Raw genomic sequence first — 17200 nt, forward strand, 5'->3', positions numbered from 1 at the left:
TGTTTTCCGCGGGAATAGCACCGCCGAGCCTCGCAAACAACATGCCTGCGATCAAAGCTGCGTCAGCTACGCTCTGACCAGCAGGGCATGAGATCGTTTTCCGCCGGCGTTGCGTCGTGGACGCCGCGGGCGATCGCGCGCGCCATGGTCGAGGCTGCAACGGCGCCGAGATCGATGAAATCCTCTGTTGTAGGCGTCTTGCCGCTGGCGCCGGTCGCAAGCGCGAAGATCAGATCGCCGTCGAGCGGCGTGTGCGCCGGCCAGAGCCCGCGGGCGAAGCCGTCATGGGCGGCAATCGCCAGGCGCTTGGCTTCGGCCTTCGTCAGCACGGCGTCCGTCGCTATGACCGCGATCGTCGTGTTGGCGACGGCGGCCTGGCGGTCGCGGAACTTGATGCGGATGTCGGCCGCATCGGCCGGCATCGGGTGGGGCAGGCCAAGTCCGCCGAACTCGCTCTCCAGTTCGAAGGGCGCAGACCAGAAATGCCCGGTGTTGCCGACGGTGGCGGATCCAAGCGCATTGACGGCGACGAGGGCGCCGATGGTGATACCGTTCGGCAGAACCGTGGATGCCGAACCGAGACCGCCCTTCAGGCTCGCGGTCAGCGCGCCTGTGCCGGCGCCTGCCGAACCGGTCGAAAATGTCGCGCCGGCCCGCCCGACGGCCTCGAAGCCGAGTTCGCGATAGGGCGGGAAGCGGCCCCAATCCTTGTCGCCACCGTTGATGAGGTCGAAGAGGATCGCCGTCGGTACGATCGGTATCCGGTGTGGGCCGACGGCGAAGCCGCGACCCATTTCCCTGAGCGCCGCCTGAGCACCGGACGCCGCATCGAGCCCGAAGGCCGAACCGCCGGAAAGAACGAGCGCATCGACCGTCTGTACCGTATTGTGCGGATCGAGCAGGTCGGTCTCCCGGGTTCCCGGCGCACCGCCCAGGACCTGGACCGCAGCCGTCGCCGGCGGGTCGCAGACGATCGCGGTGACGCCCGATTTCAGGCGATGGTCCTCGGCGTTGCCGACCGTCAGACCTTTGACATCGGTGATCAGGTTCAGCGGTCCGGGACGCATCATGGGGCGGCTCCTTCAGCGGCCGCGGGCGCGAAATGGCCGCCTTGCCACTGCATCAAACGGTAGGGATTGTCGGCGCGCTCGTGCCCAGCGTTGAAGGCGGTGAGGCCGAGAACGGTCGGGTAGGGCCCCTTGCCGGCGATCGCTTCGATCAGCGACTTGTCGTCCTGTGCTGCCCGGTCCTTGGCTTCCTCCAGCAAAGCCATCACGGCGAAAGCCGGCATCACATAGCCTTCCGGCTCGATGCCGGCGGCGCGCATTTCGTCGGCAAAGGGCTTGCCCTCCGGCGACTGCGCCGCATCCGGCAGCGTTACCGCAAGCACGCCATCGGCAAGCGGGACAGTGAGATCGGCCGCATTCAAGGCATCGCCGCCAAGCAAGGTAAGGCTCGCGCCTTCGCCAATGGCATCGCGGGCGATCACGGCGGTATCCTGCCGGTCGCCGCCAGTGAAGACGTGGGTTGCACCGCTTTTCACCAGGCGCCGCACGAGGTTGATCTGCTGCTCCTGCGCCGGCCGGTAGGTGTCGCTGAAGACCGGCGTCATGCCGATTTCGGCGAGTGCTGCGCGCACCGCCTCGACCAGTTCCCGGCTGTGGATTGTCCCATCGTCGACGAGCGCGATGGGCTTGTCCTTCCAGCGGTTGACGATGGCATCGACGATCGCCGTAGCCTCGGCATTGCCGCTCGGTGCGAGGCGGAAGAGCGGCCATTTGTTCTTGAGCGCGTCTTCCATCAGGATATCGGAGCGCACGCTGAGCGTGATCGCCGGCAAGCCCGCCTCGGTCAGTGCCGGAAGCGCCGCATCCAGGCTTTCGGTGCAGAGAAAGCCGACTGCGGCCTCCGCACCTGCGGCAAGCAGCGCTTTGGTCAGTGCCTCGCTGCCGGCGGTATCGCAGGTCTCGGGAATGACGACGATCTCGCTGCCGCGATCACCGGCCTTGAAGCCGGCGCCGTCGACAATCTGCTTGCCGAGCGGCGCGAACGGACCTTCCACAGGCGCCACGACCGCCACCTTGATGCCGGCCGCCAAAGCCGGCGTTGCCTGTACCAGTCCGGCAAGGATAAGGCTGCTGACAATGGATCGACGCATTCACTTACTCCGCCGCCGCAAGCTTTCCCGACCGAACCGATCCGGGGCAAAGTCCTACGGCGAGCCACCACAGCTTCCTGTTCCGTTGCCGCTCGCGTCAGACGCGAGGCACGGTCGTTGCCGCATGTTTTAAGGATGTGCCTCCCGGCGTCAAAGGAAAAGATGCCGCTCCTGGCGAAGAAGGTTCAATCTGCGTCACGGCCACGTCGCAGATGTGCAAGATTCTCCCTCCGGCGGGTTTCATATTTTCCGCCAGCGTCTATGTATGTGCCTGACATCGCCCGGAGAAAGATGTGTTGGAGAAGACCCGGCTGGACCCTATCAGTTATCGCGACGCGATGAGCCGCCTGGCCGGTCACGTGCAGATCATCACCGCCGCTGACGGCAGCGAGCGGCGCGGCGTCACTGTGACTGCGGCCTGCTCGGTTTCCGATAGCCCGCCGACGGTTCTCGTCTGCCTGAACGGCGCCAATCCGCGCAACGATATCTTCACGCGCAGCGACAGCTTTGCACTCAACCTGCTCGGCGACGAGCACCGGGCGCTTGCCCATGGCTTCTCCGGCCGCGACCAGCTCGACATGGATCTGCGTTTTGCGCTCGGACAGTGGACGCGGCTTAGGACCGGTGCGCCAATCCTCGTCAATGCCACCGCCGCTTTCGATTGCCGTCTGGTCGAGGTGAAGACGATCGCCACGCATCTGGTGCTATTTGGCGAGGTCGTCGACGTCGCGATCGGGCCGTCCCGCCCGCCGCTCATTTATGTGGACCGCGGATACCACTCGCTATAAGTTTTTTGCTCAGCGGTCGACTGCTCATCGCAACATGAGAAGATCGCTCTAAGTCGTTGAGTTGGCCGGTGGATTTTGCCCCCTTCCAGCATCCAGCGATCGATTCGGGCCGTGGTGGAGGAGACATGGCACAGGCGGCAACGGGCCTGCCACAGTCCATCGAAGAGACGATGGCACTGCTGGAGGCACATGATTATCTCGCCGGCACGGCGCTGGCGACGGTGCTGTTTCTTGCACTCCGGATGAAGCGCCCGCTTTTTCTTGAGGGCGAAGCCGGCGTCGGCAAGACGGAGATCGCCAAGGTTCTGGCCAAGGCGCTCGACCGGCCGTTGATCCGGCTGCAATGCTACGAGGGGCTCGACGTCGCCTCGGCGGTCTACGAGTGGAACTATCCGGCGCAGATGCTCGAAATCCGCCTGTCGGAAGCATCCGGCAAGGTCGACCGCAAGCGGGTCGAAAGCGACATCTTCTCCGAACGTTTCCTGATCCGCCGTCCTGTTCTGCAGGCCATTTCCTCCAATTCGGTGCGCGCGCCCGTTTTCCTGATCGACGAGCTCGACCGGACAGATGAAGCCTTCGAGGCGTTCCTGCTGGAAGTTTTGTCCGATTTCCAGGTGACAATTCCGGAACTTGGTACGATCCGGGCGCACGAACCGCCTGTTGTCATCATCACCACCAATCGCACCCGCGAGATCCATGACGCACTGAAGCGCCGGTGCCTCTATCATTGGGTCGATTATCCCAAGGCGGCACAGGAACTGGAGATCATTCGCCGCAAGGTTCCCGGCTGCAATGCCACCTTGTCACGGGAAGTCATCGCCTATGTGCAGCGGCTGCGCACGATCGACCTCTTCAAGAACCCGGGCGTTGCCGAAACCATCGACTGGGCAACGGCGCTGACGGAACTCGACCGGCTGGCGCTCGATCCAGAGACGATCGCCGATACGCTTGGCACCCTACTCAAATACCAGGACGACATCGCCAGGATAGAGGGGGCAGAGGGGCGAAAGCTGCTCTCCGAGGTCAAGGCGGAATTGCTGGCGGCAAGCTGATGACGGAGGCGCGGGAACAGCACAGGGACGATGTTCCCCCGCAAATCGCGGCAGGCGACGGACGGCTTGCCGACAATATTGTCTTCTTCGCGCGCGCGCTCCGGCGCGCCGGCATCAAGATCGGGCCAGGCGCCATCGCCGACGCCATCGATGCGGTGGCGCTGATCGGGATCGGTGGACGGGACGCGTTCTACGCCGCGCTGCAATGCGTCTTCGTCAAACGTCACGAGGACCAGCCGGTCTTCGACGAGGCGTTTCGCTTGTTCTGGCGGTCGCGCGGTCTCGTCGAAAAAATGATCGCGATGATGTCGCCGCTGGCGCCGGAACGCGAGAGCGAACGGCAGCAGCGCCGGGCAGGCGAGACCCGCGTCAGCGACGCGCTGCTTTCTGGTCACGAGGCCGATCGACCGCCGCGCGACGAGCCGGAGATCGAAGTCGATGCACGTTTCACGGTCTCCGGTCGCGAGCTTCTGCGCCGGGCTGACTTCGCGCAGATGAGCGTTGCCGAGCTCGCCGAGGCCAAGCGCGCGCTTTCGGCATTGACGCTACCGATGGACCGCGTCGTCACGCGGCGCTTCCGCCCCTCGAAGCGTCAAATCCGCATCGACCCGCGCGCCACCATGCGCGACGCCATGCGCTTTGGCGGCGAACTGATCCTTCCGAGGTTTCGGGAGCGGCGCGTCGTCCATCCGCCGCTTGTCGTGCTCGCCGACATCTCCGGATCGATGAGCCAGTACACCCGCATCTTTCTGCACTTTCTGCATGCGCTGACCGAGGAACGGCGGCGCGTTCATACCTTCCTCTTCGGAACCCGGCTGACCAATGTCTCGCGCCAATTGCGCAATCGTGATCCCGATGCGGCGATCGACGACTGCGTCACTGCGGTCAAGGACTGGTCCGGCGGCACGCGCATCGGCGAGACCTTGCATGAGTTCAACCGGCGCTGGTCGCGGCGCGTGCTCGGGCAGGGCGCGATCGTGCTTCTGATCACCGACGGTCTGGAGCGCGATGATGTCGCCGATCTCGAAATCGAAATCGACCGCCTGCACCGATCCTGTCGGCGGCTGATCTGGCTGAACCCGCTGCTGCGCTTCGACGGCTTCGAGGCGCGGGCGCGCGGTGTGCGGGCGATACTGCCGCATGTTGACGAATTCCGGGCCGTGCACAATCTTGAATCGATTGGCGAACTGGTGAAGGCGCTGTCCGGGCAGCGCTCCCGCCAGGCGGACCCGCGGCGGTTCCTTGATCCTGGCCGGGCCACGGTGACCGGCGCGCATGGGAGGTGGCAGGCATGAGGCAGGCAGTCAATGTTCTCGATCCGCTCGACATCGCCGAAGCCTGGCTGAAGGAAGGACGCCGGGTGGCGATCGCAACGGTGATCGAGACCTGGGGCTCGGCGCCACGGCCGGTCGGCAGCCATCTGGTGATCGATAGTGAGGGCAATTTTCAGGGCTCTGTTTCGGGAGGATGCGTCGAGGGCGCGGTCATCACCGAAGCGGCCGACGTGATCGCCTCTGGCACCTCGCGCGTTCTCGACTTCGGCGTCGCGGACGAGACCGCCTGGCGCGTCGGGCTTTCCTGCGGCGGCCGGATCCGGGTCCTCGTGGAACGGGTTAACGGCTGACGATGGAACAGGCGATCCTGGAAACACTCAATCTTGCGCGCGCAGCCCGCCGCGCCGCCGTCACCGTCAGCGATCTTACCGGTGGTGTCCGCGTCTACCTCGAAGGCGACGACTGTCCAGAACCCTGGCGCGAAGCCGTTGCCCGTGCCTTGCGGTCCGGCCGGGCCGGGATCGTCGAAACCGGGCAGGGCTCCTTCTTCCTCAATGTCTACCTGCCGCCGCCGCGCATCCTCGTCATCGGCGCGGTGCATATTTCACAGGCCCTGGCGCAGCTTGCGCCCGTTGCCGGCTTCGACATGACCATCATCGATCCGCGTACGGCCTTTGCCACGCCGGAACGTTTTGCCGGCGTCGACCTCATCGCCGATTGGCCGGAGGACGCCCTGAAACTCAGACCGCTCGACCGCTTCACAGCACTTGCCGCCGTGACGCATGACCCGAAGATCGACGACGAACCGATCCGGGCGGCACTGTCGGCCGGTTGTTTCTATGTCGGTGCGCTCGGCAGCTGCAAGACACATGCCACACGGATCGAAAGACTGCGGCATGCGGGTGTCGCCGATGCCGACATGGCCCGCATCCGTGCGCCGATCGGTCTCGATATCGGCGCGGCAAGTCCCGCCGAAATCGCGGTTGCGATCCTCGCCGAAATCATCGAGGCGCTGCGACGGCGGGACGTTGCTTCCGCAGGGAGTGGAGTATGAGGTTCGGCCCGATCAAGGTCGCAGAAGCAGAGGGCGCGATGCTCGCACATGCGGTGAAGGTCGGTGATGCCAGGCTGCCGAAGGGGCACCGGGTCACAGCCGCCGACATCGTCGCTTTGACCGCTGCAGGCGTCGAGCAGGTGGTGGCCGCCCGCCTTGATGCCGGTGACCTCCCGGAAGACGAGGCAGCCACGCGCATTGCCGCGGCCGTAGCCCCCGATCATCTCCGGTTTTCGCGGGCAGCGACCGGCCGCGTCAACGTCTATTCCGAGGTCGCCGGCCTCTTCGTTGCGAGCCGCGAAATTGTCGATCGCTTGAACCGCCTAGATCCCTCCATCACCTTCGCCTGTCTCGACGACCATATGCCGGTGCAGCCCGGCGATATGGTCGCAACGATCAAGATCATCCCGCTTGCGGTCGCCGGCGCCTTCGTCGAGCAGGCGGAGAGGCTTCTGCGCGACCATCGCGCCTTCGAGGTCAAGCCGTTTGCGCCGCGCCGCGCGGCCTTGATAGCAACGGAGTTGCCGAATCTCAAATCCCAGGTCATGGACAAGACCCATGCCATCCTCGCAGCACGGCTGCGACAGGCCGGAAGCGAACTCTTCACCGAACGGCGCGTCGCGCATAGGGAAGACGCCGTGGGGGCGGCGATCGCCGAAATGCGATCAACGCACGACCTGCTGATCGTCTTCGGCGCCTCGGCGGTCGCCGATCCCGAAGACGTCATTCCGGCGGCGATCCGGCGGGCCGGCGGCGTGGTCGATCATGTGGGAATGCCTGTTGACCCCGGTAATCTTCTCGTTCTCGGCCGCGTCGGCGAAACGCCGGTCATCGGTGCACCCGGCTGCGCCCGCAGCCCGCGCGAGAATGGTTTCGACTGGATCCTCGACCGGATCCTTGCCGGCGAGTGGCCGAGTTTCGACGATATTACCGGCCTTGGCGTCGGCGGCTTGTTGAGTGAGATCTCGACCCGGCCGCAGCCACGCGAACATGCAACGGAGTTGCCATCCGGCTCGGTTTCAGTCGTCGTTCTGGCCGCTGGCCGGGCCAGCCGTATGGGCGCTGACGGCGGGCACAAACTTCTCGCAACATTCGATGGCGTGCCGCTCGTGCGCCGCAGCGTCGAAGCCGCGCTTAAGGCCGCTCCGGGCAAGGTCAGCGTCGTGACCGGCCACCGCGAGGCCGATATCCGCCACGCGCTGCAAGGGCTGCCGGTGACGTTCGTTTCCAACCCCGACTACATTTCGGGCATGGCCTCTTCGCTGACGGCCGGGCTTTCGGCAGTCGGGGTGCGGGCGCCGGGCATGCTGGTGATGCTTGCAGACATGCCCGGGATTACCGGCGACGATCTGCGCCGTCTCATCGAACGTTTCGTCGCCGAAGGTGGCCGCTCCATCATCCGCGCGACCGCAGGCGGACAGCGCGGCAATCCGGTGATCCTGCCGCGACAGACATTTTCGGCGATCAAGCAACTGGTCGGAGACGTTGGTGCAAGGCACATTATCGAAAAGAGCGGGCTGCCGGTCATCGATGTCGAACTCGGCGCGGCGGCGCGCCTCGATCTCGACACGCCGGAACAGATCGTCGCCGCCGGCGGTATCTTGGAGGAACAGACGCGTGGATAATGCCGCAATCGAAGACATGTTCGCAGTCCTCGGGCCGGTGACCATCAAGCGGATGTTCGGCGGCAAGGGCATTTATTGCCAGGGTGTGATCTTCGCCCTTGAGGTCGATGGCGAAATTCTGCTGAAGGGCGACGAGCAAACAGCGCCGGCGCTGGAGGCGGCCGGTTCGCGGCAATGGGCCTATGACGGCAAGGGCAAGCCGGTGAAGATGCCCTATTGGAGCATTCCGGACGACGCATTCGACGATCCCGACGAGATGGCGCGGTGGGTGCGGCTTGCCTATGAGGCGGCGCTACGCTCCAGGAAGTAGGCCGTCCAGCCTATGCGCGGCAGCTGCGCCTCAGATGAAAATATTGACACGATCACCACGTTTCCCATCGTCGCGCCTAAGTGACATCGGCCGGATCCGTTGGTGCCCGCGGAACGCCGCCGACAGCGGCACCAGCAATGCACAGAACGAGGGACGCACGAAGAACACCGGCCCCGGTGGGCGGCTGCTATGCGGCGACGCCCTGTTCATGCCTGCGCAAGGCTTCGGCGGCATCGGCGGTAAAGCGGGATAGCGGTTGGGGCAGGGCGTCGAGGCTAAACCAGCCGAATTCGGAAAGCTTGTCCGGTTCGGTGAGTTGAGGTTCACCTGAGAAATCCCGGGTCACATAGATCATAGAGATCCAGTGCTGGCGGTCGGCGTCGATCACCTGTTCGCTGAGGCAGAGGAATTCGGTCGAGCCAATCTTGAGGCCGGATTCTTCTTCGGCCTCGCGGCAGGCCGCAGCCTGCGAACGCTCCATGTGATCTACCTTGCCGCCAACGATGTTCCAATGCCCGGCCTCAGGCGCATTGACGCGCCTGTAGAGCAGAATCTTGCCATCGCGCACGATGACAAGTCCGCAGCCGAAGCCCGGAAAATCGATGCCCGGCTGGCCCATCCTTTCGGATCAGGCCTTGCCGGCAATCAGCATGAAGGCAGGGATTTCGTCGCCGAAGCCGACGGGCGTCGGGCCGTCGTCATAGTCGCGGCGGTGACGGTTGCGGCGGTCGCGATTGTCGTCGTTGGCAGGGTTCGATGCACGCACCGGACGATCGCCACGGTTGTTCTGTGCCTGCTTGTTCTCTGCGCTGCGTGCCGGTTTCACCGATTCCGCCCTTTCCACGACTGTTTCAATTTCGGCCTCACTATCGGCGCGCACGGTATCGGATTTATGATCGGAACGGGCCTTGGAGCCGCGATCCCCATCTTTTTTCCGGTCCTTGCGGCCATCACGACCGCGTTCACGGCGGCCGGTATCGTGGCTTTCCATCGGCTCAGGCAGATTGGAAAGGTCGCCGTTCAGCCATTCGACCTTCTGGCCGATCAGCTTTTCGATGGCGTCGGAGAATTTCGTGTCGCGCTTGGTCACCAGCGTGAAGGACGCGCCCGAGCGGCCGGCACGGCCGGTACGGCCGATGCGGTGGACGTAGTCTTCCGCATGGATCGGAACGTCGAAGTTGAAGACGTGGCTGACATCAGGGATATCGAGGCCGCGGGCCGCAACGTCGGAGGCGACGAGCAGCTTGATGTTGCCGTCCTTGAAGTTGGCCAGCATCGTCATGCGCGACCGCTGGTCCATGTCGCCATGCAGCGCACCGACGGAGAAGCCGTGGCGGTCGAGCGAACGGAAGAGGTCGGCGACATCCTTCTTGCGATTGCAGAAGATGATCGCGTTCTTCAGTTCGTCCTGGGCGCGAATCAGATCACGCAGTACCGCGCGCTTCTCGTAATCCTTGGCATGCGCCGCAACGAAGCGCTGCGTCACCGTCTGAGCCGTGGAAGCCGGGCGGGCGACTTCGACGCGCTCCGGGTTCTGCAGGAAGCGGTCGGCAAGCTTCTGGATTTCCGGCGGCATCGTCGCCGAGAAGAACAACGTCTGGCGCGTGAACGGGATCAGCTTGGCGATGCGCTCGATATCGGGAATGAAGCCCATGTCGAGCATACGGTCGGCTTCGTCGATGACCAGGATTTCCACGCCGCTCATCAGCAGCTTGCCGCGCTCGAAGTGGTCGAGCAGGCGGCCGGGCGTGCAGATCAGCACGTCAGCGCCACGCTCAAGCTTGCGGTCCTGCTCGTCGAAGGACACGCCGCCGATCAGAAGCGCGATGTTGAGTTTGTGGTTCTTGCCGTACTTGTCGAAGTTCTCTGCGACCTGTGCGGCGAGTTCGCGCGTCGGCTCCAGAATGAGCGTACGCGGCATGCGCGCGCGGGCGCGGCCCTTTTCGAGCAGCGTCAGCATCGGCAGCACGAACGAAGCGGTCTTGCCCGTGCCCGTCTGGGCGATGCCCAGAATATCACGACGCTGCAGCGCCGGCGGGATAGCGCCTGTCTGGATCGGGGTCGGGATTGTGTAGCCCGCATCGGTGACAGCGGAGAGAACTTTTTGGCTCAGGCCAAGGTCAGCAAAATTGGTCAAAGGGAAATCTGTTTCCGTTCCGGTTCAATAGAACACTGATCGATCGATGGAAAACGCACGAGCACGTGGCCGCGCTCTTAAGCTGAACGCCGCCGAAAGTCAAGAAATCCAGCACGTTGAAGCAGTAAAAGGTAAATAGTGGCGAATCTGTCGCATTTCTTGTCAAGCGGAACCGCGCGGTAGCGTCAGTTCATATAGCTTGCAAGCTTGGTGCTCGCATCCAGAAACCGCATGGGATCCACGGCATTGCCGTTCAGCCGGATTTCATAGTGCAGGTGCGGTCCGGTGGAGCGCCCGGTGTTGCCGGACTTGGCAATGACTTCGCCAGCCTTCACCCGGTCGCCGGCTTTCACCAGCACGGTGGAAAGGTGGGCGTAGCGCGTCGCGACACCATTGCCGTGGTCGATCTCGACCATGTTTCCATAGCCGCCCGTCAACCCTGCATTGGTCACCGTTCCAGGCGCTGCCGAGCGGATGCGCGTGCCGACCGTTGCGCGAAAGTCGATGCCGGCATGCAGCGCCAGACGCCCGAGAAACGGATCAAGCCGGTTGCCGAAATCGCTGGTGATGTCGCTGGCCGGCGAGGGGTTGCCGAAGGGCAGCTTGCGGACCTCGGCGCGCGTGCGGTCTAGCTCCAGGAGTGCTGTATCGAGCGCGGCAAGCGAACGGCCGAAATCGTCATCGTTCACAGGCTCGACGAAGGGGCCGCCGATCGCCGTCTCGGCGGAGCCGGATATGTCGTTGGCCGGAATCAACTCGGCGACATCGTCAACGGGCAGGTCGACACCGGTGCGCCCGACGATCGAGCGAATCGCATCCGACGTCTTCGCCGCGCCGTCCGTCAGTCGCTGGACCCGCGTCATCTGCTCGCGCTCGACATCTTTCAGCGAGAGCGTCACTTTTGAGAAAATCCGGTCGGCGCGGTCGGAACTTGATTCGCCGGCATCGGGTGCTGCATAGGCGAGGGCGGGGACAGCTGCAGCACTGACCGGCGCAACGTTCAGTCCCATCAGCTTCTCAATTGCCTTGACACTGCCGCTGCTGCTCGCATCGGCGCGTTTTTCATAGGCAAGCGGCTCGACGGCCGCAGGCGCATCGGTTGCGGTCGTCACGCCGGAATTTTCGGCCCTTTCGACCAGGGCGCCGAGCTTTCCGTTGCGCGAGGTCAGCGCCATCTGCTGGCGCAGCAGCTTCTCGACCTTTTCCTCGACCACTTGCTGGTCGAGCAGTTGCCGGCTGGTGACCCGATCGACCTGCGCCCGCAGCGCGGTGATCCGATCCTCGTATTCATGCTGCATGCGGGCCTGGCGGGCAATCGTGCCGCCGATCAGGTCGTCGCGCAAAACCAGATAGGAAGTGGCCGCGAGATAGCCGATGCTGCAGACGCCTGCAAAGGAGACAGCGATCGCCGCCATCCACGGGCGCACGGTCATGTGCCGGACCTTGTCGCCGCTGGCCAGGATCAGGACGTGATTCTGCTTGCGTTTTCCAAAGGTACGATTTGCCTGATGTCCAGACACCCGTTCTCTCCCGCCATGTGCGCGTTGCCTCGCATCACCTGGGGATCATTACACTTTGTTAGGGTTAACAATCGGTAAGCAAGATTGCGGGAAGGTGATGTCCGCTATCGATTGGTCGAAGCGGTCATCGAGCGGTAGAACGACGGCGTCAGGCCGGCCTCGGCGCGGGCGATATCGTTGAACGGCGCCTTCAGGGGACCGCGGAAATTGGCGCGCACCAGCTGCTGGAAGGTCGCTGCCGGGTCCTTCTTCTCGCGGGCGCAGAGAAAGCGGAACCATTTGGCGCCAACGGCGACGTGGCCCTTCTCGTCCTCGTAGATGACGTCGAGCACGGCCGCACTCTCGAAGTCGCCGGTTTCGCGCATCTTGGCCTGAAGCGCTGGCGTCACGTCGAGACCGCGCGCTTCGAGAATGAGCGGCACGACGGCGAGCCGCGCCGTCAGGTCGTTGCGCGTATCGTGCGCCGCCTGCCAGAGGCCGTCATGGGCAGGCAGGTCGCCATAGTCGGCGCCGAGGTCGTTCAGGCGCTGGCGGACCATGCGGAAGTGCTTCGCCTCTTCGAAGGCGACACGCATCCAGCCGTCGAAGAAGGAATTGGGCACCGGCTCGGTTGCAAAGCGGGCGACGATATCAAGGGCGAGATCGACGGCGTTCAATTCGATATGGGCGATGGAGTGCAGAAGTGCGATTCGGCCCTTCAGCGAACCGAGAGACCGGCGCTTGACCTGCGTCGGTGGCGTCAGCACCGGCTTGTCCGGTCGGCCCGGGCGCACCGGCACCGGCCGGTCGAGCGGCGAGCGCAGCGACAGCGTGCGGCGCTGCCAGCGCCGGGCGGCTTCCTGCGCGAGCGCCGTCTTGACCTCGAGGTCGGCGGCGCGGATCGCTTCGACTGCACCGCCCCGCAGGCTGTGGAGCACGGGCAACTCCGTCATCGGCGCCCTCAGATCGCCTTTGCGGCGTCAAGGACCTCGCGGGCGTGGCCGTCCACCTTCACCTTTTCCCAAACTCTGACGACGACACCGTCGGCGCCGATCAGGAAGGTACTGCGCTCGACACCCATGTACTTGCGCCCGTACATCATCTTCTCGACCCAGACGCCATAGGCTTCGACGACCGACTTCTCCTCGTCGGCAGCGAGCGGCACCGTCAGGTTGTGCTTCTTGGCGAAGCGGTCGTGCTTCTTCACCGAGTCGGGCGAAAGCCCGATCAGGGCGATGCCGGCTGCGGCGAAGTCGTCGGCAAATTCCGAAAACGAGATCGCCTCAAGCGTGCAGGCCTGCGTATCGTCCTTCGGATAGAAGAACAGAACAACCGGGCGGCCGCGCAGGGCCGAGAGCGAAATCGTACCGCCGCCGTCACGCGGCAGGGTGAAGTCGGGAGCGACATCTCCGGGACCGGGTCTTGCCATGATTAAACCTTCCTTCCGCCAAGTTTTGCAGACAATCGGGCGCTACTGCATGTTTTCATTGGTCTTTGCCGACCAGAGGGCAAAACGTGCAGTGCTCAAGCTAGTCGAGCGACATTTGCGCGCCACAAGGCACGCGGCGCTCTTGGGCATAGCGAAAATCGTCGACTGCCGTCCAGCGCATTTGTGCTAGATTCGACAGGTTTCGGACGGCATGGGCCGCTACGAAACGTTGCAGTCGCCTGCGCGCGCGAATTCCATCGCAGGTGGTCGCTTTCCACAGCATGGTCCCGCGTCCCTTGGTGACTCGGCACGATGACATGTGGTCTACAAGAAGCGAGAAGTGGTCGCCCCGAAATGACAGAGACGGAGGGCGACGACGAAGCTCGTATCGTATGGAGGACGCCCGCGCTGATGAGTGAGATCCGCGGCGAAAAAGTCGGCTTTCGCAAGAAAGACATCGTCGCGTTGCATGCGTTGCCTTCGGCGCAGGCGCACGAACCCATGATCGTGCACGCGCCGCGCAAGAACAAAGCCGCGCGCTTCTGTGCCAAGATCGCACTGCTGACATCGCTGCTCGCACTTTCCATCGCGGCGATCCTCATTGTCGTCATCGAAAGCGGGGTGATGGACAGCACGCTTAACGCGCGCGCCCGCACCGCACTCAATGCAGCGCTCGGCGATGCCTACCGCGTAGAGGTCGGCAGCACTGTGGTGCGCATGACCGCGGGCGGCGCGATTGCGCTCAGAGCCCGCGAAGTGGCGCTCAGCGAAGCGTCCTCAGGCCAGCCGGTCGCCAAGCTCCGCGCGATCTCGATCGCGCTCGACCCGCTGGCGTTGATGACCGGACGCATCGCCGTCTCCAACCTCGAAGCGGAAGGCGGCGATTTCGATTCCGGGTTGCTGCCGCGCGGCGAACCGCTCGATCTCACCAAGATCCGCATTGCCGACGTTGGCGATACGCTGGAGGCAATCTTCTCCCACGTCGACCGCATATCGCAGATGGCGGCCGGCCGCGGCAGCCAGAAGGTCACGCTGTCGGATTTCAGCTTCTCCGTCATCGGCTCCCGCGATCGCGTCGTGCCCGTCGTCGCCAACGCGCTCGAGTTCAACCGTGACGCCGGCGGCTCGATGAGCGTCAAGGGCAGCGTCACCGTCGACGGGGTGGACGTCGATCTCAGCGCCGACGCCCTTGGCGACAAGGGGCACATGACCGGCTTCGAAGCGTCGATCACCAATCTGCCGCTCGCACCGTTCTTCTACCACGGTAAAGTCGGCTCGGAGCCGCCCTTCGGCGTCGTCGCATCGGCCGGGCTGTCGCTGAAGGCGACGCGGGCCGCGGGCAATGCGAAACCGGATCTGCGCGTGACAGTGCGCACGTCCAAGGGCGAGTTCCACGCGGGCAACCTCGTCTCGACGCTCAATGCCTCGCAAATGGACGTCGCCTATGACTTCGAGCGCTCGTCCGTCGAAATTCTGCCGTCGGCCGTCAAGATCGGCCGTTCGACCTTTCCGTTTACCGGGGCGATTATCGACCTCGACAAGATTGCCGGCGCAACGGAGAAGGGGTTTGCCATCGACCTCCTGCTCAAGAACGCAAGCTCCGCCCCGGAAGACGTCGCCGACGCGCCACTGATCTTCGATGCCAAGGCAAATGGCCGGTTTGTGTCGGACAAGCGCCAACTGATCTTCGACCAGCTCGCCGTGTCGACCCCGCTCGGTTCGATGTTCGGATCGCTTTCCGTCGCCTTCGGCAAGACATCACCGCAGATCAGCTTCGCCTCGGTCAGCGATCGCATGGAGGCGACCGCCGTCAAGCAATTGTGGCCGTGGTGGTTGGCCAAGGGCGCGCGGCGCTGGGCGATCGCCAACCTCTTCGGCGGCACGGTCACCAATGCCCGCATCGAAGTATCGGTCGCCGAGGGGCGGATCGCCACCAACGAAGGCGAGCTCAAGCTCAACGAGCAGGAGCTCAATATCAACTTCGATATCGACGACACGCGCATCAACATCACCGGCGAGATACCCCCGCTGCGCGACACCTCCGGCAAGTTCAAGCTGAGCGGCCAGCGCATGACAGCCGAGATCGAGAAGGGGACTGCCTTCTTCCCGTCTGGACGCGCGGTCGCGCTCAACGGCGGCGACTTCATCCTTCCCGACGTCTACACGAAACCACTGATGGCGGAGATGAAGATCGAGGTTGGCGGCGATGCCGATGCGATCGCCGAGCTCGTGAGCTACAAGCCGATTCAGGCGCTGCAAAAGACCCCGCTGCTGCCGGAAGATTTCAGCGGTCCTCTGTCGGCCGTCGTGGGCGCCCGTTTCGGCCTGATCTCGGATCAGAAGCCGCCGAAGCCGCTCTATCAGGTACAGATGCAGCTCGATAAGGTCACGGTCCAGAAGGCCATGTTCGGGCGCGCCGTAGAGGATCTCGTCGGCACATTTCGGGTCGATAACCAGCAGGCGGTCCTCGATGCGGATGCCCGTATCGAAGGCGCGAAGGTCAAGGTCGCGCTGACGGAACCGGTCGATTCCGGTTCGACCGTCAAGCGCTCGCGCGAGATTTCGGGCTCGCTGGAGCAGGGTGTCTGGCAGAAACTGATACCTGGGCTTTCTCGGATCGTTTCCGGACCGATCACGATCGATGTTGCAATCGACGAGGCGAGCCGGCAGACGGCAGAGATCGCCCTCACGAAAGCCCAGCTCTCGCTTCCCTGGATCGGCTGGAGCAAGGGCGTCGGGATTCCGGCCGAGGCGCAGTTCACGTCCTCGATGGACGGCAAGATCGCAACAATCAGCAATTTCGCGGTTGCCGGCGACGGCTTTGGTGCGCGCGGCAAGCTGCAGATCGACGATGGCGGTCTGCTCTCGGCGGATCTCGACAATGTCCGCCTGGCGCAGGGCGACGACTTCAAGGTCTCCATCGACCGCACCAGGGGCGGCTACACGGCGTCGCTCAGCGGCGCTGCAGCCGATATCAGGCCGATCCTGGCGCAATTGAAGACCGGAAGCGACCAGAACCAGGGTGGTGGCGACGACATTGCCATCAAGGCCCAGCTCGATCGCGTCACCGGTTTCAATGGCGAATCGCTCTCGAACGTCAATCTGGTCTACGGCGAGCGCGGACGTCAGATCGAGGACGTCAACCTCTCGGCCGTGACGAGCAGCGGTCAGGCGCTGGTGGCCCGGCTCGCCAAGGCCGGTGCCGACAACACGCTAGAGCTGACCACGGGCGATGCCGGCGCGCTGGCGCGGTTTGCCGACATCTACCAGAACATGCGCGGCGGCCTGCTCAATCTCAAACTGCGTGACCGTGGCGGACGCTCCTGGCGCGGCAGCGTCGATATCCGAAAGTTCCAGCTGGTCGGCGAGCAGCGCCTGCAATCGATGGTGTCGACGCCCACCGGTGCCGACGGCCGAAGCCTGAACCAGGCCGTGCGCCGTGACATCGACGTCAGCTCGGCCCGCTTCGAACGCGGCTTCGCGCAACTGGCGCTCGATCGCGGCGCGATTCGCGTCGAAGGCGGTGTACTGCGCGGCACCGATGTCGGCGCGACCTTCCAGGGAACGGTGCGCGACAACAATGGCATCATGGACATGACTGGCACTTTCATGCCGGCCTATGGGCTGAACCGCATCTTCGGCGAACTGCCGCTGATCGGCGTACTGCTCGGCAACGGCCGCGACCGCGGCCTGCTCGGCATCACCTTCAAGCTCAACGGCCCGTTCAACCAGCCGAAGCTGACGATCAATCCTTTGTCGATCATCGCGCCGGGCGTCTTCCGCAGCATCTTCGAGTTCCAATGAAGAAGGCCGACGCACTGCATGTCCTTAAATCGTCGCCGATTTAAGGACAAAACATGCAGCACTTCAAAGT

General features: G+C 64.0%; 15 protein-coding genes. 8 read left to right on the forward strand and 7 right to left on the reverse strand.

The features are described 5' to 3' along the window. Positions 1-62 precede the first annotated feature (62 nt). Entirely contained in the window at positions 63-1070 is a 1008-nt protein-coding gene (locus tag IB272_RS09780) for a P1 family peptidase (protein WP_060520749.1), read from the reverse strand. Further along, positions 1067-2158 (reverse strand): ABC transporter substrate-binding protein, encoded by a 1092-nt coding sequence (locus tag IB272_RS09785; protein ID WP_034794390.1) that lies wholly within the window; start codon positions 2156-2158, stop codon positions 1067-1069. Before IB272_RS09785 ends, IB272_RS09780 begins: the two co-directional genes overlap by 4 nt. 338 nt (positions 2159-2496) lie before the next feature. Between IB272_RS09785 and IB272_RS09790 the strand changes: the two genes are divergently transcribed. The 7 genes from IB272_RS09790 to IB272_RS09820 all read left to right on the forward strand — a co-directional run bounded on the left by IB272_RS09790 (position 2497) and on the right by IB272_RS09820 (position 8261). Further along, the gene (locus IB272_RS09790) at positions 2497-2946 is read left to right on the forward strand and encodes a flavin reductase family protein (RefSeq protein ID WP_082572787.1); all 450 of its coding nucleotides are present in this window, start codon (positions 2497-2499) and stop codon (positions 2944-2946) included. A gap of 125 nt (positions 2947-3071) precedes the next feature. Beyond that, positions 3072-3998: a MoxR family ATPase gene (locus tag IB272_RS09795; protein ID WP_060585103.1), complete on the forward strand. Its 927-nt coding sequence runs from the start codon at positions 3072-3074 to the stop codon at positions 3996-3998. Then, a complete protein-coding gene (locus tag IB272_RS09800) occupies positions 3998-5293 on the forward strand; it encodes a VWA domain-containing protein (RefSeq protein WP_060585105.1) in 1296 nt (431 codons plus the stop codon). The genes IB272_RS09795 and IB272_RS09800 overlap by 1 nt, the downstream gene beginning before the upstream one ends. Further along, positions 5290-5622 (forward strand): XdhC family protein, encoded by a 333-nt coding sequence (locus IB272_RS09805; RefSeq protein ID WP_034794382.1) that lies wholly within the window; start codon positions 5290-5292, stop codon positions 5620-5622. The genes IB272_RS09800 and IB272_RS09805 overlap by 4 nt, the downstream gene beginning before the upstream one ends. 2 nt (positions 5623-5624) lie before the next feature. Continuing rightward, positions 5625-6326, forward strand: a complete 702-nt coding sequence (locus IB272_RS09810; protein ID WP_113135733.1) for an XdhC family protein — start codon at positions 5625-5627, stop codon at positions 6324-6326. Further along, positions 6323-7951, forward strand: a complete 1629-nt coding sequence (locus tag IB272_RS09815) for a molybdopterin-binding/glycosyltransferase family 2 protein (RefSeq protein ID WP_060585109.1) — start codon at positions 6323-6325, stop codon at positions 7949-7951. Before IB272_RS09810 ends, IB272_RS09815 begins: the two co-directional genes overlap by 4 nt. Then, positions 7944-8261, forward strand: a complete 318-nt coding sequence (locus IB272_RS09820; RefSeq protein ID WP_034794374.1) for a TfoX/Sxy family protein — start codon at positions 7944-7946, stop codon at positions 8259-8261. The genes IB272_RS09815 and IB272_RS09820 overlap by 8 nt, the downstream gene beginning before the upstream one ends. A gap of 187 nt (positions 8262-8448) precedes the next feature. Here the strand turns inward: IB272_RS09820 and IB272_RS09825 are convergent, their stop codons facing one another. The 5 genes from IB272_RS09825 to IB272_RS09845 form a co-directional block, all read right to left on the reverse strand. Then, positions 8449-8880, reverse strand: a complete 432-nt coding sequence (locus IB272_RS09825; RefSeq protein WP_060585110.1) for an NUDIX domain-containing protein — start codon at positions 8878-8880, stop codon at positions 8449-8451. A 9-nt stretch (positions 8881-8889) separates the two neighbouring features. After that, the gene (locus IB272_RS09830) at positions 8890-10398 is read right to left on the reverse strand and encodes a DEAD/DEAH box helicase (RefSeq protein ID WP_034794369.1); all 1509 of its coding nucleotides are present in this window, start codon (positions 10396-10398) and stop codon (positions 8890-8892) included. A gap of 185 nt (positions 10399-10583) precedes the next feature. Next, positions 10584-11918, reverse strand: a complete 1335-nt coding sequence (locus tag IB272_RS09835) for a M23 family metallopeptidase (protein ID WP_060585112.1) — start codon at positions 11916-11918, stop codon at positions 10584-10586. A gap of 104 nt (positions 11919-12022) precedes the next feature. Continuing rightward, complete coding sequence (locus IB272_RS09840) at positions 12023-12850, reverse strand: ferritin-like domain-containing protein (RefSeq protein ID WP_113135732.1); 828 nt, start codon at positions 12848-12850, stop codon at positions 12023-12025. 8 nt (positions 12851-12858) lie between these two features. Then, positions 12859-13326: a peroxiredoxin gene (locus IB272_RS09845; RefSeq protein ID WP_060585113.1), complete on the reverse strand. Its 468-nt coding sequence runs from the start codon at positions 13324-13326 to the stop codon at positions 12859-12861. Positions 13327-13737: 411 nt separating this feature from the next. Between IB272_RS09845 and IB272_RS09850 the strand changes: the two genes are divergently transcribed. Then, positions 13738-17130, forward strand: coding sequence for a DUF3971 domain-containing protein (locus IB272_RS09850; RefSeq protein WP_192444360.1), 3393 nt, complete (start codon positions 13738-13740; stop codon positions 17128-17130). Positions 17131-17200 lie beyond the last annotated feature (70 nt).

The organism is Ensifer sp. ENS08 (assembly GCF_014852195.1).
GTDB classification, from domain to species: domain Bacteria; phylum Pseudomonadota; class Alphaproteobacteria; order Rhizobiales; family Rhizobiaceae; genus Ensifer; species Ensifer adhaerens.

Bases quoted from the DNA above. Each gene is read 5' to 3' on its own strand.
- IB272_RS09790 (WP_082572787.1), top strand. From the start codon at position 2,497: ATGAGCCGCCTGGCCGGTCACGTGCAGATCATCACCGCCGCTGACGGC.
- IB272_RS09850 (WP_192444360.1), top strand. From the start codon at position 13,738: ATGAGTGAGATCCGCGGCGAAAAAGTCGGCTTTCGCAAGAAAGACATC.
- IB272_RS09845 (WP_060585113.1), bottom strand. From the start codon at position 13,326: ATGGCAAGACCCGGTCCCGGAGATGTCGCTCCCGACTTCACCCTGCCG.
- IB272_RS09795 (WP_060585103.1), top strand. From the start codon at position 3,072: ATGGCACAGGCGGCAACGGGCCTGCCACAGTCCATCGAAGAGACGATG.
- IB272_RS09780 (WP_060520749.1), bottom strand. From the start codon at position 1,070: ATGATGCGTCCCGGACCGCTGAACCTGATCACCGATGTCAAAGGTCTG.
- IB272_RS09810 (WP_113135733.1), top strand. From the start codon at position 5,625: ATGGAACAGGCGATCCTGGAAACACTCAATCTTGCGCGCGCAGCCCGC.
- IB272_RS09800 (WP_060585105.1), top strand. From the start codon at position 3,998: ATGACGGAGGCGCGGGAACAGCACAGGGACGATGTTCCCCCGCAAATC.
- IB272_RS09805 (WP_034794382.1), top strand. From the start codon at position 5,290: ATGAGGCAGGCAGTCAATGTTCTCGATCCGCTCGACATCGCCGAAGCC.
- IB272_RS09785 (WP_034794390.1), bottom strand. From the start codon at position 2,158: ATGCGTCGATCCATTGTCAGCAGCCTTATCCTTGCCGGACTGGTACAG.
- IB272_RS09815 (WP_060585109.1), top strand. From the start codon at position 6,323: ATGAGGTTCGGCCCGATCAAGGTCGCAGAAGCAGAGGGCGCGATGCTC.
- IB272_RS09825 (WP_060585110.1), bottom strand. From the start codon at position 8,880: ATGGGCCAGCCGGGCATCGATTTTCCGGGCTTCGGCTGCGGACTTGTC.
- IB272_RS09840 (WP_113135732.1), bottom strand. From the start codon at position 12,850: ATGACGGAGTTGCCCGTGCTCCACAGCCTGCGGGGCGGTGCAGTCGAA.